The 17,375-nt window shown below is 54.2% G+C and carries 17 protein-coding genes and 1 pseudogene; 5 read left to right on the top strand and 13 right to left on the bottom strand.

Annotation, left to right across the window (positions count from 1 at the left end; translation table 11 throughout):
- Positions 1 to 15: 15 nt before the first annotated feature.
- Together ACIQW9_RS08245 and ACIQW9_RS08240 are read right to left on the bottom strand one after the other, a co-directional pair.
- The gene (locus ACIQW9_RS08245; protein ID WP_402335257.1) at positions 16 to 348 is read right to left on the bottom strand and encodes a hypothetical protein; all 333 of its coding nucleotides are present in this window, start codon (positions 346 to 348) and stop codon (positions 16 to 18) included.
- Between the two features lie 377 nt (positions 349 to 725).
- Positions 726 to 1,292 (bottom strand): DUF1415 domain-containing protein, encoded by a 567-nt coding sequence (locus ACIQW9_RS08240; protein WP_402335254.1) that lies wholly within the window; start codon positions 1,290 to 1,292, stop codon positions 726 to 728.
- A 184-nt stretch (positions 1,293 to 1,476) separates the two neighbouring features.
- Between ACIQW9_RS08240 and ACIQW9_RS08235 the strand changes: the two genes are divergently transcribed.
- On the top strand, positions 1,477 to 2,031 hold the full coding sequence (locus tag ACIQW9_RS08235; protein ID WP_402335251.1) for a YaeQ family protein: 555 nt from the start codon (positions 1,477 to 1,479) through the stop codon (positions 2,029 to 2,031).
- A gap of 42 nt (positions 2,032 to 2,073) precedes the next feature.
- Here ACIQW9_RS08235 and mltB read toward each other — a convergent pair whose 3' ends face one another.
- The 5 genes from mltB to ACIQW9_RS08210 form a co-directional block, all read right to left on the bottom strand.
- Positions 2,074 to 3,177, bottom strand: coding sequence for a lytic murein transglycosylase B (gene mltB, locus ACIQW9_RS08230; RefSeq protein WP_402335248.1), 1,104 nt, complete (start codon positions 3,175 to 3,177; stop codon positions 2,074 to 2,076).
- On the bottom strand, positions 3,174 to 5,195 hold the full coding sequence (locus ACIQW9_RS08225) for a DUF3488 and DUF4129 domain-containing transglutaminase family protein (protein ID WP_402335246.1): 2,022 nt from the start codon (positions 5,193 to 5,195) through the stop codon (positions 3,174 to 3,176). The genes mltB and ACIQW9_RS08225 overlap by 4 nt, the downstream gene beginning before the upstream one ends.
- Positions 5,192 to 6,190, bottom strand: a complete 999-nt coding sequence (locus tag ACIQW9_RS08220; protein ID WP_402335243.1) for a DUF58 domain-containing protein — start codon at positions 6,188 to 6,190, stop codon at positions 5,192 to 5,194. Before ACIQW9_RS08220 ends, ACIQW9_RS08225 begins: the two co-directional genes overlap by 4 nt.
- 27 nt (positions 6,191 to 6,217) lie before the next feature.
- A complete protein-coding gene (locus ACIQW9_RS08215) occupies positions 6,218 to 7,138 on the bottom strand; it encodes an AAA family ATPase (RefSeq protein ID WP_402335240.1) in 921 nt (306 codons plus the stop codon).
- Positions 7,139 to 7,260: 122 nt separating this feature from the next.
- Positions 7,261 to 8,292 carry a transporter gene (locus ACIQW9_RS08210; protein WP_402337949.1) on the bottom strand — a complete coding sequence of 344 codons (1,032 nt, stop codon included), beginning with the start codon at positions 8,290 to 8,292 and terminating at the stop codon, positions 7,261 to 7,263.
- 311 nt (positions 8,293 to 8,603) lie between these two features.
- Here ACIQW9_RS08210 and ylqF point away from each other — a divergent pair, with 311 nt between their 5' ends.
- Entirely contained in the window at positions 8,604 to 9,554 is a 951-nt protein-coding gene (gene ylqF / locus ACIQW9_RS08205; protein WP_402335238.1) for a ribosome biogenesis GTPase YlqF, read from the top strand.
- Positions 9,555 to 9,759: 205 nt separating this feature from the next.
- Here the strand turns inward: ylqF and ACIQW9_RS08200 are convergent, their stop codons facing one another.
- Together ACIQW9_RS08200 and ACIQW9_RS08195 are read right to left on the bottom strand one after the other, a co-directional pair.
- Positions 9,760 to 11,037 (bottom strand): MFS transporter, encoded by a 1,278-nt coding sequence (locus tag ACIQW9_RS08200; protein ID WP_402335235.1) that lies wholly within the window; start codon positions 11,035 to 11,037, stop codon positions 9,760 to 9,762.
- A gap of 23 nt (positions 11,038 to 11,060) precedes the next feature.
- Entirely contained in the window at positions 11,061 to 12,578 is a 1,518-nt protein-coding gene (locus ACIQW9_RS08195) for a BCCT family transporter (protein ID WP_402335232.1), read from the bottom strand.
- A gap of 116 nt (positions 12,579 to 12,694) precedes the next feature.
- On the opposite strand from ACIQW9_RS08195, the gene ACIQW9_RS08190 reads away from it, so the two are divergent.
- The gene (locus ACIQW9_RS08190; RefSeq protein WP_402335229.1) at positions 12,695 to 12,853 is read left to right on the top strand and encodes a hypothetical protein; all 159 of its coding nucleotides are present in this window, start codon (positions 12,695 to 12,697) and stop codon (positions 12,851 to 12,853) included.
- A 43-nt stretch (positions 12,854 to 12,896) separates the two neighbouring features.
- Here ACIQW9_RS08190 and groL read toward each other — a convergent pair whose 3' ends face one another.
- From groL to ACIQW9_RS08175, 3 genes and pseudogenes are all read right to left on the bottom strand, one after another.
- Positions 12,897 to 14,537, bottom strand: coding sequence for a chaperonin GroEL (gene groL, locus ACIQW9_RS08185; protein WP_402335226.1), 1,641 nt, complete (start codon positions 14,535 to 14,537; stop codon positions 12,897 to 12,899).
- A gap of 99 nt (positions 14,538 to 14,636) precedes the next feature.
- Positions 14,637 to 14,927, bottom strand: a complete 291-nt coding sequence (gene groES, locus ACIQW9_RS08180) for a co-chaperone GroES (protein WP_112991133.1) — start codon at positions 14,925 to 14,927, stop codon at positions 14,637 to 14,639.
- 238 nt (positions 14,928 to 15,165) lie between these two features.
- A pseudogene (locus ACIQW9_RS08175) lies at positions 15,166 to 15,348 on the bottom strand (IS21 family transposase); the annotation flags it as partial.
- Between the two features lie 189 nt (positions 15,349 to 15,537).
- Here ACIQW9_RS08175 and ACIQW9_RS08170 point away from each other — a divergent pair.
- Both ACIQW9_RS08170 and ACIQW9_RS08165 read left to right on the top strand, forming a co-directional pair.
- On the top strand, positions 15,538 to 15,891 hold the full coding sequence (locus ACIQW9_RS08170) for a YkgJ family cysteine cluster protein (RefSeq protein ID WP_402335222.1): 354 nt from the start codon (positions 15,538 to 15,540) through the stop codon (positions 15,889 to 15,891).
- A gap of 129 nt (positions 15,892 to 16,020) precedes the next feature.
- The gene (locus ACIQW9_RS08165; protein ID WP_402335220.1) at positions 16,021 to 16,797 is read left to right on the top strand and encodes a transferase spermidine synthase; all 777 of its coding nucleotides are present in this window, start codon (positions 16,021 to 16,023) and stop codon (positions 16,795 to 16,797) included.
- 220 nt (positions 16,798 to 17,017) lie between these two features.
- Here the strand turns inward: ACIQW9_RS08165 and ACIQW9_RS08160 are convergent, their stop codons facing one another.
- Entirely contained in the window at positions 17,018 to 17,350 is a 333-nt protein-coding gene (locus tag ACIQW9_RS08160) for a hypothetical protein (RefSeq protein WP_402335218.1), read from the bottom strand.
- Positions 17,351 to 17,375: the final 25 nt, after the last annotated feature.

Below are 17,375 nucleotides of genomic sequence, written 5' to 3'. Positions count from 1 at the left end.
ATACGCTGACTGTTTTTATTCTGCCTGCTCTACCGCCACGCCATCCTTCGGCTTGAACTGTTTGTCGCTGATACGGAATTTATCGCGACGATCACCCATCAGGATACGCAAATCACGAATGCTCAAGTCGCTTACTTCGTGCATGCGAATCAACAGCGATGCGCCTACCGGCAAGCGGCGATGGCGGATTTTGCTGATGACTGGCGGTGCGACTTCCAATGCGCGCGACAAGGCTGCATCGTTTTTCAGGTGCAGTTTTTCAATCAACGAATCCAGCAAATGATTGGGATCATAGGCAACCTGATCGGCGAGTCGGTTGCTGGTTGTTTGGCTATCTGTAGTAGTCATAATGTCTTCGATTCAAAGTGTCAAAGGAGGATGGGGAAATGCAAGCTACTGCAATTTCATCGGCTACTATTGGAGCGTTGTCACGTTGGTAAAGTTGCAAACGAAGATGCATTTTTTCAATATTACATATGAAAAAATTAACCATGAGCAACCAATATAGCAAAAAATTCCAAAAAAGCAATTAAAACTAGATGCTCTTTTTATATCTTCTATGTCTATATAGTGAGGCAAGAGTTCCCGAAAACAAGCTTTCTTTTTACAACATGATTTGGCGAGCGTAATGCTTTACTTATTTCATTGCCAAATAGGCAATTTATCATTGTAAATTCAAGCGATTTCAATGATGACAGCGATGTTAATTCTGCCCGGATCATGGTTCAGGGTTTGCTCAAGCCCAATTGTTGCCAGCCTTCCAGTCCCAGTTCGCGCAAGGTTTCCATGTTTTTTTCAAAGATGGTTTCTGCCTGCGGAAATGCTTCTACTGCACTTTCAATGCTGGATTCCCGCAATAAATGCAGGATCGGATATGGCGAACGGTTGGTGTAGTTTTCAATATCGTTCGCGCCAGTGCCGGCAAACTGGTAGTGCGGATGAAAACTGGCAATCTGGATTTCTCCATCCAGCTCCAGTTCTTCAACCACCCCGTCGGCGGTTTCCAGAAAATCGTTGTAATCCAGGAAATCCTGCAATACATCAGGATGTATCAGCAGGGTCGTATCGATCTCGGCGGGATCTGCGGCATGTAAAGTCTGCAGTTCAGCTTCCAGATCGTCCAGCAATGCATCCGTGTTTCGGGCCGTACTGACGACATAGCGGATTTGATTTTTGACGTGCACTGCTTTGGCGAACGGACACAGATTCAAACCGATGACAGCCTTTTCAAGCCAGGTTTTGGTCGCGGCGACAATCGCGTCATGTGATGCTGGGAGAGTAGACGTATGCATTTTGCTCATTTCTATAGAGACTCTATTTTAAACGTTTGCATCCATTGCCGATTTTGTGAGCGCAGCAATATTGCGAAATCAATTGCAGATGCAAAAATGATCGCTACGAGCGTGGTAGATCGGCTATTCTTGCCACCGTTAAGCACTGCGCTTCATCCAGACATTTTTATCAAGAGCACAATTCATGGCCCTCAAATCCACCATTTTCAAAGCTGATCTGCAAATTGCCGACATGGACCGGCAATATTATGACGGTCACATGCTGACGATTGCACGCCATCCTTCTGAAACCGATGAGCGCATGATGGTGAGAATTCTGGCCTTCGTATTGCACGCAAGCGAAGCGCTGGCATTCGGCAAAGGTTTGAGCGCGGATGACGAACCGGATTTGTGGCGCAAGGATTTGACCGGCGCGATTGATCTGTGGATAGAAGTCGGCCAGCCGGATGAAAAACGCATCATGAAAGCCTGCGGTCGTTCCAGCCAGGTCATCATTTACAGCTACAGCAGCATGAGCAATATCTGGTGGACTCAAATCGCCGGCAAAGTGGAACGGGCGAAAAATCTGAGTGTATTCAACCTTCCTGCCGCGACCAGTCAGGCGCTGGCCAAACTCGCGCAACGCAATATGCAGTTGCAATGCACGATACAAGATGCGCAAGTCTGGATCAACGGCGATGGTGAGTCGCTGCTGATCGATTTACAGACATTGAAGGCGCCGGCAGCTACTGCACGATAAGGCAGCGAGCGCGAAACGCGCGTATTCACCCTCGATAGGGTTTCAGTAATTGCGTGCCGCACGCACTGCGCGGCTCAGGTCGATCACCGACATTGCATAAAAAAAGCTGCGATTGTATTGCGTGATCGCAAAAAAGTTGGGTGCGCCCAGCCAGTATTCGCTGGCCTCGGCACCATTCTGCAAATCTACCAGACCGAACAGCATGTCGGACGGTGGTTCTATCGTCGGCGTGACGCCCGCAGCCTTTAATTCCGCCACGCTGAATTTTGCTTCCAGACCCTGGCCGATAAAACGCTGCCAGTTTTCCGTCATATCCACGGTGGCGGGAAAGACCGTAGGCTCGCCGGTGCGCCAGCCGTGCTGCACCAGGAAGTTGGCGACGCTACCGATCGCATCGACCGGTGAGTTACGCAGATCGATATGACCATTGCCGTCGAAATCGACGGCAAATCTACGTATGCTGCCGGGCATGAATTGCGGCCAGCCGATGGCGCCGGCATAAGAACCCAGCAATGAAAACGGATCGATTTTTTCGTCGCGCGCGAACAGTAAGGTGTTTTCCAGCTCGCCGCGGAAATAAGCCATGCGTGTGCTGCGATTCGGTGTGTCGGGGTAGGCAAATGCCAGCGTCGTGATGGCATCCATCACGCGGAAGTTGCCGGTATTACGGCCATACACGGTTTCCACGCCGATGATGGCGACGATGATTTCCGCCGGGACGCCATACAGTTTTTCGGCGCGCGTCAGTGCATCGGCATAGGTATTCCAGAAGGCGACGCCGGCATCAATGCGTACCGGCTCGACGAAGCGGCTACGGTAAGCGGCCCAGTTTTTCGGCTTGCCGGGCGGTGCCGGTTTCATGAGCTGGATGGCGCTATCGACGTAATGCGTTTTGCTGAGAGTGTTTTGCAGCTCCTTCTTGTCGAAGCCGTTCTTTTCCACCATCTGGTCGATAAAGTCCGCTACATCGCGCCATTGGTTGAAGTTGGCGAATTCATCGCCTTGCACCGGTTTGACAACTTTCTTTGCCTTGACCGTGGTCTGCGGTTTCTTGCCGCCTTCATGGGCAAAGGCGCAGCCGCTGAGGGCGAGAACGGAGGAGAGTGCGAATAGCGAAGCGCGGCTGGAAAAAAAGGAAGATGTCATCGGGATAGCTTCAATAGTGTTTTGAGTTTGGACAGCACGTCTGGCAGCGAAGATTTCTCAAGCGGACGGTAACGTGCTGCTTCATACAGGATCAGAAAATTCTTGAGGGCTTGTTTCTGCTCTTGCGTGAGTGTGGAAGCAGAGCTCAGCAATCGTCTGGAGTAAGAACGTGGCCCTTCATGCGGATGACGGGGATAACCCCATTGCGCCATTTGTTTGCAGAGCTTTGCATAGCAGGCATCGATGGGGTCGATTTTTTTGCGATTGGTACTTAATACGAGTGCAATCAGCAACATGATCGCAGCGCCGAACGCAAACATCCATGCCGTCATCGCGCGCCAGTCGATGTTACCGAAGCCCAGCGTGCGTAGCAAACTCTTTTGCTGTTCCGGCGTGTAATTCAATACCCATTGATTCCAGCCATTGTTGACGGCATCCCAGCGAAAGCGCATTTTTCGCAGCCATGAATCGGGGCTAATGTTCACATTGAGCAGGCCGCCCAATGCTGTCGTCGTCGCGGCACCGGCAAGGTTGCGCTCGATCCGCTCGGGCGCAACGGCGGCAGTCGGATCTACCCGCAGCCAGCCGCGTTTTTCTATCCAGATTTCGGCCCACGCATGCGCATCCGATTGACGTACGGTCATGTAGCCATCCACGGGATTCATCTGCCCGCCCTGATAACCGGTCACGACACGTGCAGGGATATTCATCGCCCGCATCAGCACCACGAAAGCGCCCGCGTAATGTTCGCAAAAACCGGCGCGAGTGGAAAACAGGAATTCATCGACGCTGTTACGTCCCAGCAGTGGTGGTTGCAGGGTATAGCTGAATTTTTCCTGCCGGAAGAATTGCAGAACCTTGTTGAGCAGCACCAGATCGTCGCCCGAGGTCTTGCGCAGCTCGGCGGCGAAGGTTAGTGCCTGCGGGTTGTAGCTTGCCGGCAGTTCCAGCCACTGTTGCAAGGCAAGCTGGCTTTCATTCGGCTGCAGAGTGTAGTCCAGATAGGACGCCACATCGTAACGGACGCGATCTGCAATCGGGCGTTGTGCAACCAGTTGAAAATCGGGTGTGATGCCGCTGCGGTTGTTGGGCAATTGCGGTGCAGACTGCGGCAACTCCAGTGCAAACAGCCAGCGGCGTGAAGTGGGTTCCTGCGTGACTTGATAGCGCACAGGCTGGCCGCGCGGCTCCCATTGCAGCGGCGGATTTGCCTGATTGCGCGGCGACTGCCGACTCCACGTACGGCCGTCGTATTGACCGAGCACGATGCCGCGCCAATACAGCCTGGCGTTGTCCGGCGCCGGATCGATGAACTTGACGCGAAAGGCAATCTCGCCGGATAGCGCAAGCTGCGAGATATTTCCCGGCGCCATGCTGTCGGACAAACCGCTGCGTGCGGAGTTGGCCGCGCCAGGCATGCCCCACAGCGGGCCTTGTATACGCGGGAATAACAGGAACAATATGATCGTCAGCGGCACCGCCAGCGCAAAGATCATTGCACCCAGCCGCAGGCGCTTACGCAGTGGCGGTACCGCGCCGGTATATTGGAACGACAGTTGTGCGGTCAGGATCACAATCACAGCCGCGCTCATCAGCAAGGCGGTGACGATGGTTTGCGAATAAAAGAAATTTGTCAGCAGCAGAAAAAAACTCAGAAACACGACAACAAACAAATCGCGGCCGGCATGCATCTCCAGCAGCTTGAATGTGAGCAGCAGCACCAGCATCGCCACGCCGGCATCCTGGCCGAAAAACATTTTGAAGCTGAGGTATACGCCGGCCATTGCGGCCACGGCTAACGGCAATAACAGCCAGCGCGGCGGCATGCGATTGCCGCGAAAGGTGATCCAGCCGCGCCACAGCATCAAGGCAATGCTGAGGCAGGTAATCCACAAGGGCAGGTGCAAGGCATGCGGTGCCAGCACCAGGCCGCAAGCGAACAGCAGGAGCAGGGTATCGGCCTTGTCGCGCGACATCGGGCGTGTGGAGAATGGAAAAATCCTGTGCAGAAAACTCATGCTGCACGCTCCGACGTTCGTTCGAATAGCGCCAGCGCGCTCAGGCATGCAGCCTGATGCGCCGGTCCGATAGCCGGCGGGAAGTCGCTGTTGCCGAGACGGAAGGCATAGGGCAGGCCGCGCATTTCTGCCGCCAGCACCCAGTGCGTCATGCGCGACAGCTTCAATTCCACATCCATAGTCCGGGGCAATGTCGCATAGTCGATGGCCAACTCGCTGCTGGCGCCGCCCTCAAACTGTTTGGTCACCAATGCACCGCCGTCGATGCGTGCAATTTGCCGCCATGCCAGATGGCGTATCGAATCGCCGGCCTGGTAGGCGCGTATGCCGGCGAAATCGTCATGACCGACATGGCCGCGGCCATCTGCTGTTTCATCTTCATGCAAGGGCAGTGGCGGGCCGTCCTCTTCCGGCTGCGGATAAACCAGCACGCGCATCGCTGGTTGCCAGTAACTCCAGGCGCGCAACAATCCCAGCGGGAAGCGTGTCTGCAAGCGGATGCGCGGCGCATGGCACCAGCCGCGCTCCTGCGTGGGTGCGCTGAGCATGACGATATTGCTGCTGTCGGCGGCAATATCGGTGACATGCTCGCGCACGGGCAAATCATCGCCGATGAAAGCCAGCCAGATCGCATAGCGGTCATGCTTGCGGCGATTTTCCAGATGCAATTCGAACTGTGCATCGGTGCCGGCGAACACGGCTGGCGCACGGCCCGGGCGCAGATAAAGATGCGCTAGATTGCGGAAGGTCAGATGCATGTCGACGATGGAGCAGCCGCCCAGCAAAAACGTCAGTGCAAAACCGAGGCTGAGGCTGTAGTTGACCGAGCACAGGAAAAGCACCACCAGCATCACACCGAACGTGAGGCCGGCGCGGGTAGGCACGATGAAGACGCGGCGCTGATTCAAAAATACTTCGCCGACTTCCGCATCGCGCAGCCTGAACAGCCAGCGGGCCGTCCAGTGCTGAAACATTTTTTGCAAAGACTTGATCATGAATTCTGCGTGTGCATGCGCGCAGAATTAAACGCTGACCGATTTCATCAACTGCAGCACCAGATCGCGGCTGCTCAAGGCGCTGCCGGCTACCGATTTCAAGGGACGCAGACGATGGGCGGCGACTGGCACCAGCACTGCTTGCACGTCTTCGGGGATCACGTGATTGCGTCCTTCCATTGCCGCCCATGCGCGCGCCGCCTGCAGCAAGGCTATCGTTGCGCGCGGACTCAAGCCTTCGGCGAACATGCCGTTCTGGCGCGAGGCCTGTGCCAGCGCCTGGATGTAATCAATCAGCGAAGCCGACGCATGAATTTTTTTCAGTTCGGCTTGCGCAGCAAGCAGGTCAGCCGGCTGCATGGCCATGCGCATGGCTTTCAACAGCGTGCGCCGGTCTTCGCCCATCAGCAGGGCGCGCTCGGAAGCTGCATCCGGGTAGCCGAGTGAAAGACACATCAGGAATCGATCCATTTGCGATTCCGGCAAGGGGAAGGTGCCGATCTGATGCGTCGGATTCTGTGTCGCGATGACGAAGAAAGGCTGTGGCAGATTGCGTGTCACGCCGTCGGAAGTCACTTGCCGTTCTTCCATTGCTTCCAGCAATGCGGATTGTGCTTTCGGCGTGGCGCGATTGATTTCATCGGCCAGCAACACTTGCGTGAAGATGGGGCCGGGGTGAAACACGAAAGCGTTCTTTTCGCGATCGAAGATAGAAATGCCGACCACATCGGCCGGCAGCAAATCGCTGGTGAACTGCTGGCGGTTGAATTGCAGGCCGAGCGAGATCGCCAGTGCATGCGCCAGCGTGGTTTTGCCGACGCCGGGCACGTCTTCGATCAATAAATGGCCGCCAGCCAGCAGGCATACCAGCGCCTGGCGGATTTGGGTGTCCTTGCCGACGACAATTTCACTGACCTGTTTTGCAACTGCATGCACTTTGGCGAACATGGATTCTTCCGTGGACGGTTTGAAGAGTGGCGCAGCCTGTAGATCGCGCGCCGGGCAGAATTTGTAATAGCCGTCAGATTTTATGCGAGATTGACTTGCTCTGGAGTATGTCGGGCGAGCGATCAATCCTGTTTTTGCTTGCGCACGACAAACCAGCCGGCCACCACGGTAAAGGTGGCGACGATTCCGGCCACGATCCAGAAGCCGTATGCGTGCTCCGCCAGCGGTATGCCACCGACATTCATGCCCAGCAAGCCGGCGATGATATTGATCGGCAGTGCCAGCACCGTGACGATGGTCAGTACATAGAGGCTGCGGCTGTTTTCCTCATTGACCTGGGCGGCGATTTCTTCCTGCAGCAACTTGATGCGTTCCTGCAGCGAACTCATGTCGCTCAGGACGACGAAAAATTCCTCGGTCGATTGACGCAATTCCTGCGTATCGCGTTCGGCTACCCAGCCCGGCGGCTTTTGCAGCAGGCGAAACAGGGCGGCCGGTTCCGGCGCCAGCAGACGCTGCAGACGCACCAGTATGCGTCGTAGCGCGCCGAGATCCGTGCGTTGCTTGTTCAGGCGGCCGGCGAGCAGACTGTCTTCCACCTTGTCGACCCGTGCCACCGCATCACGCACGATCCTGACCAGGACGTCGGCCTGATCACGCAACAGGTGTACCAGCAGTTCCACCGATGAGCGTATGGCATCGCCGCGTTCCACCGCCTGTCGCAAACGCTCTATCGATTTCAGCGGTGTGCGGCGCGCGCTGATGACAACATGTTGCGTCACGCTCAGCCATAAGGTTGCGGTGTCGGCGGAATCCAGCGAGAAGTTGTGCAGTACGTCATTGACGACCGCAATCAATGTGTCATCGGCCAGTTCGATGCGGGTCGAGCGCGAGCCGTCGTGCAGTGCCTCATTGAATTCATCGGCGACGTGTGCGTGCTCGCTCATCCATTTTTCGCTGGCGGTATTGCTCAGATTGAAATGCAGCCAGATGAATTCGCCGGGAGCGCGCTCCTGCGGATTCTTCAGCCACGCCAGCGCTGCGGCGGAACTGAGCAGCATTGCCTGCGTTTCATCCTGCGTTGTGGGGCCGAACAAATAGCCCCAGATCAGGCCGGATTGATCGGAGCCATAGCTCAAGCCGCTGGTGACCATCATTGCCGCTCCGTAGCGAAGGTCGGCATGCCGGGATAGAGAAGGATAGGAGGACGATGCACAATAGATAATTTTTCTGACAACGCAGCGCGCTTAGCAGCTGAAAAGGCGCTGTACGGTAATTGGTCGGAGTCATTTTCACGCCAGACTCCGTTGGCGCTGCAAAGCTATGCTGCGCCCGGGATATGACATGGATATGACAATCGGGAATGGCTGCCAGCCTGCAATCTGCAGAATGCAGGCATGCTTTGCTTCGGGCAGGGCTGCGAGCGAGTAAAATAGCGGCTTGCTTCCCTCAGATAAAGTCACGCATGTCCATACAATGGTACCCAGGCCACATGAACGCCGCCCGCAAGAAAGCGGCGGAGGCCATGGAAAAGGTCGATATGATCATCGAAGTGCTGGACGCGCGCGTGCCGCAAGCCAGTTGCAATCCGATGATCGAAGAATTGCGCACGTTCCGGCAGCGGCCTTGCCTGAAGATCCTCAACAAGAGTGATCTGGCTGATCCCGCCGCAACCCAGCAGTGGCTGGATTTTTACAATAAACAGAAAAACGTGCACGCCGTCGCACTGAGCTGCAAGAAACCGTCCGATGTGGCGAAGATTCCTGCCCTGAGCATGAAGATCGCACCGCATCGCGGCACCGCGCTCAAACCGTTGCGCATCATGATCATGGGCATACCCAACGTCGGCAAATCGACCTTGATGAATGCCTTGCTGAAAAAGCGTGTTGCCAAGGTCGGTGATGAACCTGCCGTGACCAAGATGCAGCAGCGTCTTTATCTCGGCAATAACATCGTGCTGACCGACACGCCCGGCATGATGTGGCCCAAGATTGCGTATCCGAGCGATGGCCTGATGCTGGCCGCCAGCCATGCGATCGGCAGCAATGCATTGATCGAAGAAGAAGTCGCGACTTTTCTTGCCGATATCATCCTGGCGCGTTATCCCGCGCTGGTGGCAGCACGTTATGGCATGAAGACCGAAGGTATAGATGGTGTCAGTGTGATCGAAGGCGTGGCTGTACGTCGCGGTCTGCGCATCAAGGGTGGCGAACTCGATCTGGAAAAAGCCGCGCATATTTTTCTGCAGGATTATCGTACCGGCCTGCTGGGGCGTATCAGCCTGGAGACACCGGAAAGTCGCGTCGAGTTGCTGGCCACCTTCCAGCCACCGCCATCGTTGAGCGATGTGGCAGACGAGAGTGCAGAAGATGCGCCGGAAGAAAATCGTGACGATGCAATTTCACGCCGCCGTTAAATAAGCCTCGGCAGGAAATATCAAAAACCCGCAAGGTATAAAACTTGCGGGTTTTTTGTTGGATGAGGTGCGGCTGCAATATGGCCGACAACATTTCATCCTTGCGTGATGGGTCAAGTCTGCAGGCAAGGGAGAATGTAGGTCGGGCTCCATCCTGGGTACGGTAACAAGACGTGTTCGGAAGTTTTGTTACGTATCCGGCGGTTCATTCGCTGACATTTTCTTCATTCGTGTTTGCCAATGCATCGACTTGCAGAATGGCGGGTGAGCTGCCTGTCATGACGACGTAGTGAGATTTTTCCGATTCCGGTACTGCCGGTGCAGCCTTGATGCGATAGACGGAAAATACGGCGAACAGGCTGAGTACCAGCGCAAAATAAAGCATCAGACTTTCCGGGTTCAGGATATCCATCATGGCGCCGGCAACCGTCGGGCCGATGACCGCGCCGATCCCGTGCAACAGCAAGAGGCCGCCGGTCACTTCAAGTACGCGGGATGGATCGATCAAATCGTTAACGTGCGCAACGCTCAAGCCGTACAGCGTAAAGACAAAACCGCCGTAAAGAATGCCGATCAGAATCAGTGTCTCTTCCGATGCTCTGGAGAAGAAAAAGCCGAGTGTCGCCAGACATGCGCTGCCGATACAAATCCATAGCATGAGGAAGCGTCGATCATGCCGGTCGGAATAATGTCCTACCGGCCATTGAAAGAGCGCACCACCCAGAATGGTCGCCGCCATGAAGGTGGCAACGCCAAGATCGCTAAAGCCGACAGCCTGCGCATAGACGGCGCCCATGCTGTAGAGAGCGCCATTCAATAAACCGGAAGCGATCGCGCCGACAAATCCGAGTGGCGAAATCTTGTACAGATTACGTAAGCCAAGTTGAGGCGGCGCGACGGATACCGGTTCCTTTACCGGTGTCAGCGTAATCGGCAGCAGGGCAAACGAAAAGAGCACGGAGACCAGTGCAAATTGTACGAAGCCATTTTTTTCTCCTACCAGAATTAGCCACTGCCCCAGGGCCAGTGCGATAAAGGTCACGGACATATAGATGGAAAATACCTTGCCGCGATGATTGCTTGGTGCAAGTACGTTCAGCCAGCTTTCAATGACGATGTAAAGTCCGACCAGACAAATTCCTGTTATCAGACGCAAGGCACCCCAGAACCACGGGTCTACCCACAAGGCGTGCAGGATGGGAATGGTCGATGCGATGGAAGCCATGGCAGCAAACGCGCGTATATGTCCTACGCGCCGGATGATGGCAGGGCAGAGATAGGTGCCGAGAATATAGCCGACAAAATACGCCGACATGATCAGCCCGGTCACCACGGTCGAAAAATCCGCCATGACCGCGCGCAAACCGAGAACGGAAAAAAGCAGGCCGACGCCAACTACCAGCAAACCGGCACCGCTAAGCAGTGAAGAGAGCGGTAGCAATAAGCCCGCTATTGCCTGTCCTGCCGAAGAGTTTTTCTCCATCTAGTATTCAATCATCCGTAAAGTCATTTTGATGTTATTTCCCGTATGCGCCGGCGCAATTCTCTTTCCTGTCGCTGTTCTTCATCCCAGTCTTCGCGGATCGCACGCCACAGCGATACCACCATCAAAAGAATCACGAGCGTAAATGGCAGCGCGAACAGAATGGTTGCCGTCTGTATGGCCTTGAGGCCGCCAGCGAGCAACAGGCTGATGGCGATGCCCGCAACCAGTGCACCCCATACCATCTTGATTTTGGCAGAAGGGTCGGGATTGCCGCCCGTACTCATGATGCCCAGTACCAGCGTGGCCGAATCGCCCGAAGTAACGAAGAACACGAATACCAGCAGCGTCGCAACAATGGACATCAGCATGCCCAGAGGCATGGCGCTAAACATGGTAAAGAGAGCTGTCGATACATCGGCTTTGACTGCATCGACGATAGGCACATGCCCCCAAATTTCCATATATAAAGCGGTCCCGCCGAATACCGAAAACCAGATGAATGCAGCGAGTGAAGGGGCAAGCACGGTACCGATAATAAACTCGCGTATGGTACGGCCGCGCGATACGCGGGCAATAAACAGCCCGACAAATGGCGACCACGAAATCCACCAGGCCCAATAAAACAATGTCCATCCACCGACCCAGCTGCTGTCGCGGAAGGGTGTCATGCGCAAGCTCATGCGGATAAATTCGCTGAGATAGGAACCGAGCGTATTGGTAAGCGTATCGATGATGGCAACGGTAGGGCCAAGCAGGAAGACGGCAAGAGTCAGTGCGGCAGCAACCACCATATTGACCGTGGAAAGCAGCTTGATGCCTTTGGCGACTCCGGTAACGGCAGAGGTGACGAATACCGCAGTGGTGACCAGAATAATGCCGACTTGCGCTGTCTTGCTGACCGGTAGTCCGAATACGGCTTCAAGGCCGCTATTGATCTGCAGCGCACCCATTCCCAATGAGGCGGCAACGCCAAATGCGGTGGCGACTATCGCGAGGACATTGAACAGCCCTGACATCCGTTGAATCGGCGCCCACGGTAAAGCCTTGGTCGATTCGCTGATGAGCGCAACGCCCTGGCGGCGATACTGGAAGAAGGCAATCGCAAGCGCGACAATGCCGTACACGGCCCATGGGTGCAGCCCCCAATGGAAGAATGCATAGCGCATGGCCGCGTTAGCCGCTTCCGGCGTGCCGGATTGAATGCCGGGCGGAGCGGAAGAATAATGAGAGATCGGCTCGGCCACGCCCCAGAACACCAGTCCGATACCCATGCCGGCAGCAAAGAGCATGGAGAACCAGGCGCCGATGGAAAACTCCGGCTCATCGTCCTCGCCGCCAAGCTTCAAGTTTCCATAGCGACTGACAGCCAGAAAGAAAGCGAATGCAACGAGGGCCAGAACAGTCCAGAGATAGAGCCAGCCAAAATTTTTGGTAACGCTGACCAGAGCTGTGTCGAACACGGCGCTCAGCGATAAGGGTGAAAAAATTCCCCACAGCACGACCAGTAAAATCAATCCAGCGGAGAAAATCAATTGCATATAGGCCTCTGTGCATGCTGTTGAGGAATGCTTGCCGGCGCTTGCAAGGCTTGCATCAACATTCTAATCGCTGTCGGCAGAATGATGATCGGTGAGATGCAAATGGTTTGAAGAACATGGCACAAGCGAACGGGGAAATGTTGTCGAAGACGGTCATGCAAAAATTAAAAACATCAGATGCAGCAAGAATGTCTGATGGCAATCGCCTGCCATCTTCCGATGGTCGTTCCAATAGAAAAATCCCGCAAGGCTCGCGCTTTGCGGGATTTTTTTAAGCTTGAGAGGACTGAGACTTGCTCAGCCCTGCAGAGCCGGCATTTACATCATGCCGCCCATGCCACCCATGCCGCCCATACCACCCATGTCGCCGCCAGCTGGTTTGTCTTCAGCAACTTCAGCAACCATGCAATCGGTGGTCAACAACAGCGCAGCGATCGAAGCAGCATTTTGCAATGCCGAACGCGTTACTTTAGCTGGATCGAGAACACCCATTTCAACCATGTCGCCGTAAGTACCGTTGGCTGCGTTGTAACCGAAGTTACCTTTGCCTTCGAGTACTTTAGCTACTACGACGGATGCTTCTTCACCGGCGTTTTGCACGATCATGCGCAGTGGCTCTTCCATTGCGCGCAACACGATGCGGATACCAGCTTCCTGATCCGAGTTGTCGCCTTTGACATTGATGTTGGCGCGAGCGCGCAACAGTGCAACGCCGCCGCCAGGAACGATGCCTTCTTCGACTGCAGCGCGAGTAGCGTGCAATGCATCTTCAACGCGTGCTTTTTTCTCTTTCATTTCAACTTCGGTAGCTGCTCCGACTTTGATGACTGCAACGCCGCCTGCCAATTTGGCAACGCGTTCTTGCAGTTTTTCACGGTCGTAGTCCGAAGTTGCTTCTTCGATTTGAGCGCGGATTTGTTTAACGCGTGCTTCGATCGTGACAGCTTGGCCGTTACCGTCGATCAGCGTGGTGTTTTCTTTGCCGATTTCGATACGTTTAGCCTGGCCCAATTCTTCCAGCGTGATTTTTTCCAGTGTCAGACCAACTTCTTCAGCAACGACTTGGCCGCCGCTCAAGATAGCGATGTCTTCCAACATTGCTTTACGACGATCACCGAAGCCTGGTGCTTTAACAGCACAGGTTTTCAGGATGCCGCGGATGTTGTTCACAACCAGAGTTGCCAGTGCTTCGCCTTCGATGTCTTCTGCGATGATCAGCAGTGGACGGCCGGCTTTAGCGACTTGTTCCAATACCGGGAGCAGGTCACGGATGTTGGAGATTTTTTTGTCGCACAACAGGATGAACGGATTTTCCAGAATAGCGGTTTGCTTTTCCGGGTTGTTGATGAAGTATGGCGACAGGTAGCCGCGGTCAAACTGCATACCTTCAACGATATCGAGTTCGTCGTTCAGGGATTTGCCGTCTTCAACAGTGATGACGCCTTCCTTGCCGACTTTTTCCATCGCTTCAGCGATACGCTCGCCGATCGAGTAGTCCGAGTTCGCCGAGATCGCGCCAACTTGGGCGATTTCTTTGGTCGTTGTGCAAGGCTTTGAGATCAGCGCCAGTTGTTCAACAGTCGCTGCAACAGCTTTGTCGATACCGCGTTTCAGATCCATTGGGTTCATGCCGGCTGCAACGTATTTCATGCCTTCGCGAACGATCGCTTGTGCCAATACGGTTGCAGTGGTGGTGCCGTCGCCTGCGTTGTCGCTGGTGCGGGAAGCCACTTCTTTCACGAGCTGCGCGCCCATGTTTTGCAATTTGTCTTTGAGTTCGATTTCTTTAGCAACCGAAACACCATCCTTGGTAACGGTAGGCGCGCCGAACGAGCGTTCCAACACCACGTTACGGCCTTTAGGGCCCAAGGTTACTTTAACTGCGTTGGCCAGAACGTTGACGCCTTCGACCATCTTTGCACGGGCTGCGTCGCCGAAAATAACTTCTTTAGCTGCCATGTTATTGCTCCTGAATATACGTTGAGTGATTACATATCACTGCGGGATGACGCCATGTTTCGATCGCTGCAGCAGTGCCGCGCGCTCGAAATTCCGGCATCACTTTTGTACGATTGCCATGATGTCTTCTTCGCGCATCACGAGAACTTCGTTGCCGTCGACTTTGACAGCCTGGCCAGCATATTTACCGAACAACACGCGGTCGCCGACTTTCACGTCGAGTGGGCGAACTTTGCCGTCGTCGAGGATTTTGCCATTGCCGATAGCCAGAACTTCACCTTGATCAGGCTTTTCAGCAGCTGCTTCAGGAATGATGAGGCCGGACGCAGTTTTTGTTTCCTGGTCGAGGCGCTTGACGATGACGCGATCGTGCAAAGGACGAAGGTTCATACAAACTCCTTAGTTTTCAATAGGTTATGGTGATTTGCGGCATGGGCTGCAAAGCGTGCTTTACAGTGCATACCTGCCGCACTAGAAAGTTGGTCAGTCGGGGAAAGTTGTTAGCACTCTCTTCCGGTGAGTGCTAAGTATAGGGACGGTTGTTCGATAATTCAAGTGAGGAATGGCAAATATAAAAGTCTGTTTGTTGATTTTTTTGCAGAATTGGTCCTCTCTAACTGATCCATCTTCCACTGTCTGGCGAAGGCCGTAACCCGGCCATACGACCCTTCATATCCCAATGCACACAAGTCGATGCGTATCTGTTTCAAGGTCCGACGTTGCTTGTGTGACTTTGTTGCCTCGGTCTTTAACAAGCTGAAAGCTTGAACGCGCATTTGTCGAGAGAAGTCGGGGAACGTCGATCACTCCATATCTCTTACTCACTTTGGTAAGTGGGATTGTGTTCTACACGTAGGTCAGTTTCGATGTAAATCAACATACACAACCGTTGAATCCGCAGCCGTTAGCAGACAGGCTGCTATGATCCTATGTAATCACATGATGATAATTACATTGTCATGTTTCGCAAGGCATGAAATCTCGCAGGTGTTAGTAGTTAATGGACAAGCACAGTCAGACAATCAAATTTTTCAGGGAACGCATCCCCGCATTTGCCTGCGTTCCGGGATGCCACGATTGCTGCGGCCCGGTGCTGGCGTCCAGCGTTGAAATGGCACGGCTGCCGCGCAAGAGTGAACAGGAGCAGGACGCCGCACTTGCCGCATTGAGCTGCCCGCATTTGGGAGCCAGCGGCTGCCAGGTATATGAGGAACGCCCGCTGGTCTGTCGACTGTTTGGAACGACGCCGAGGTTGGCCTGTCCAAATGGCAGGCGGCCTGAAGTAATGGTTGCTCCTGAAGTCGAAGAGGGGGTCTATCGCTATTTCAAGCAGGTACGCCACGTATTGGTGTGATATCTCGTTTTTAGATTAAGGATTTTGGTAACAACATATGTCGCTACATTATTTGCGCCTGTTCAGCAGCAACAAGCGCGACAACCGAGTTGATCGCTGCCTTGGCAACATGCTGCGTCCCCACATCACATGACGAATCCCAGTCCCTTCGAAGTGCTGCTTCGGAAAAGTGGAGGCAAGCCCTTTGTCTTTGATAACGATGACATGCGCACGCTGCATTTCGACCATCAATACATACAGAGCGCGATGTCGATTTCCGCACCGGACAAGCTGCTGCTGAGCTACACGCGGGCCATGATGGGCTTCCTGTTGTTCCAGGCGGCGCCAAAACACATCTTGATGGTTGGTCTGGGCGGTGGATCGCTGGTCAAGTATTGCTATCGGCATTTTCCTTCGACTCGCATCACCGTATTGGAGCTGCACGCTGAAGTCATTGCGTTGCGCGACCACTTCATGATCCCGGCTGATGACCAACGCCTGAAAATCATCCAGGCTGACGCCGCTGTATATATGCGGGATCAGCAAGAAGGCATCGCTGATGTCATTATGCTGGATGGCTTTTCTGCCGATGGGCCAGCGTCCGAACTAGGTACGAGTGATTTCTATCAAGCCTGCCTGCGCAGTCTTGCTCCGCAAGGCGTGCTGGTATCCAATTCGTGGGACCGCCCGACCTCCATGGTCCCGGCTATTGCAGATGCACTGCAAGAAACCGATTGGCGTATATGGTGGTGCAGGACCGATGACAGCTATAACTACATCGCCTTTTTTGTCAAAGGAAATGATGTAGGCGTATTTCGTTCGATGCTGTTCAATCGCGCGCAAAAATTGGATCAACGCTTTGATCTGCAGCTAGCGAAACTGACGCCTTCTTTCCAGCTGGTCAATCATTTTTCGACAGAAACGTGATGGCTTATGTTTTCGGCGTAATGCACCGTGTGCCATACCGACGGCATACCATCTTGGGCTGAGTCTTGGCACATCGGCGCTATGCCGATCCGGTACTTCAACTTGAAGTCACGCAACTTTAATGGTTCAAACAAAGTAGCCATGGCAGCGTCCTTTCTGTTGCTCAGGGCGGCGATGTTGCATTGTCTCGCGTGTCGTCGATTGATGCGGATCAAGGAAGTCATGCAACGTGCAAATTACCTATCGGCTTGATTAATCCGGGTAAGCGCAGTTTGAATGGGTCAAGTACACACAGGTCACGCTGGGTGACTTGAAGGCGAAACTGAATCTGACTCCCGCGCAAGCTTCCGCTTGAAGTATCTGGGCTGCTGGTGTCTTGGGGGTGCCCATAAGCAATTCGGTGAGCGCAGAGAAGGTTGCCATCAAACGATGCGGCATTGCCTGCTTGCACGCGGAAACGACTTGGATGCAAGCCCATTTGGTGCAGCTCGAAGCTGCACAGATCCGCACCAAAACTTTTTACGATGTTTTGGACTCCAATCAAAAAGACCATCTTCGACCTATTCTGGCATGTGATG

Source organism: Herminiimonas sp. NPDC097707 (assembly GCF_044761395.1).
Lineage (GTDB): Bacteria > Pseudomonadota > Gammaproteobacteria > Burkholderiales > Burkholderiaceae_D > Oxalicibacterium.
The sequence above is the reverse complement of the archived record's forward strand: the minus strand, read 5'-3'. Positions and strand labels throughout refer to the sequence as shown.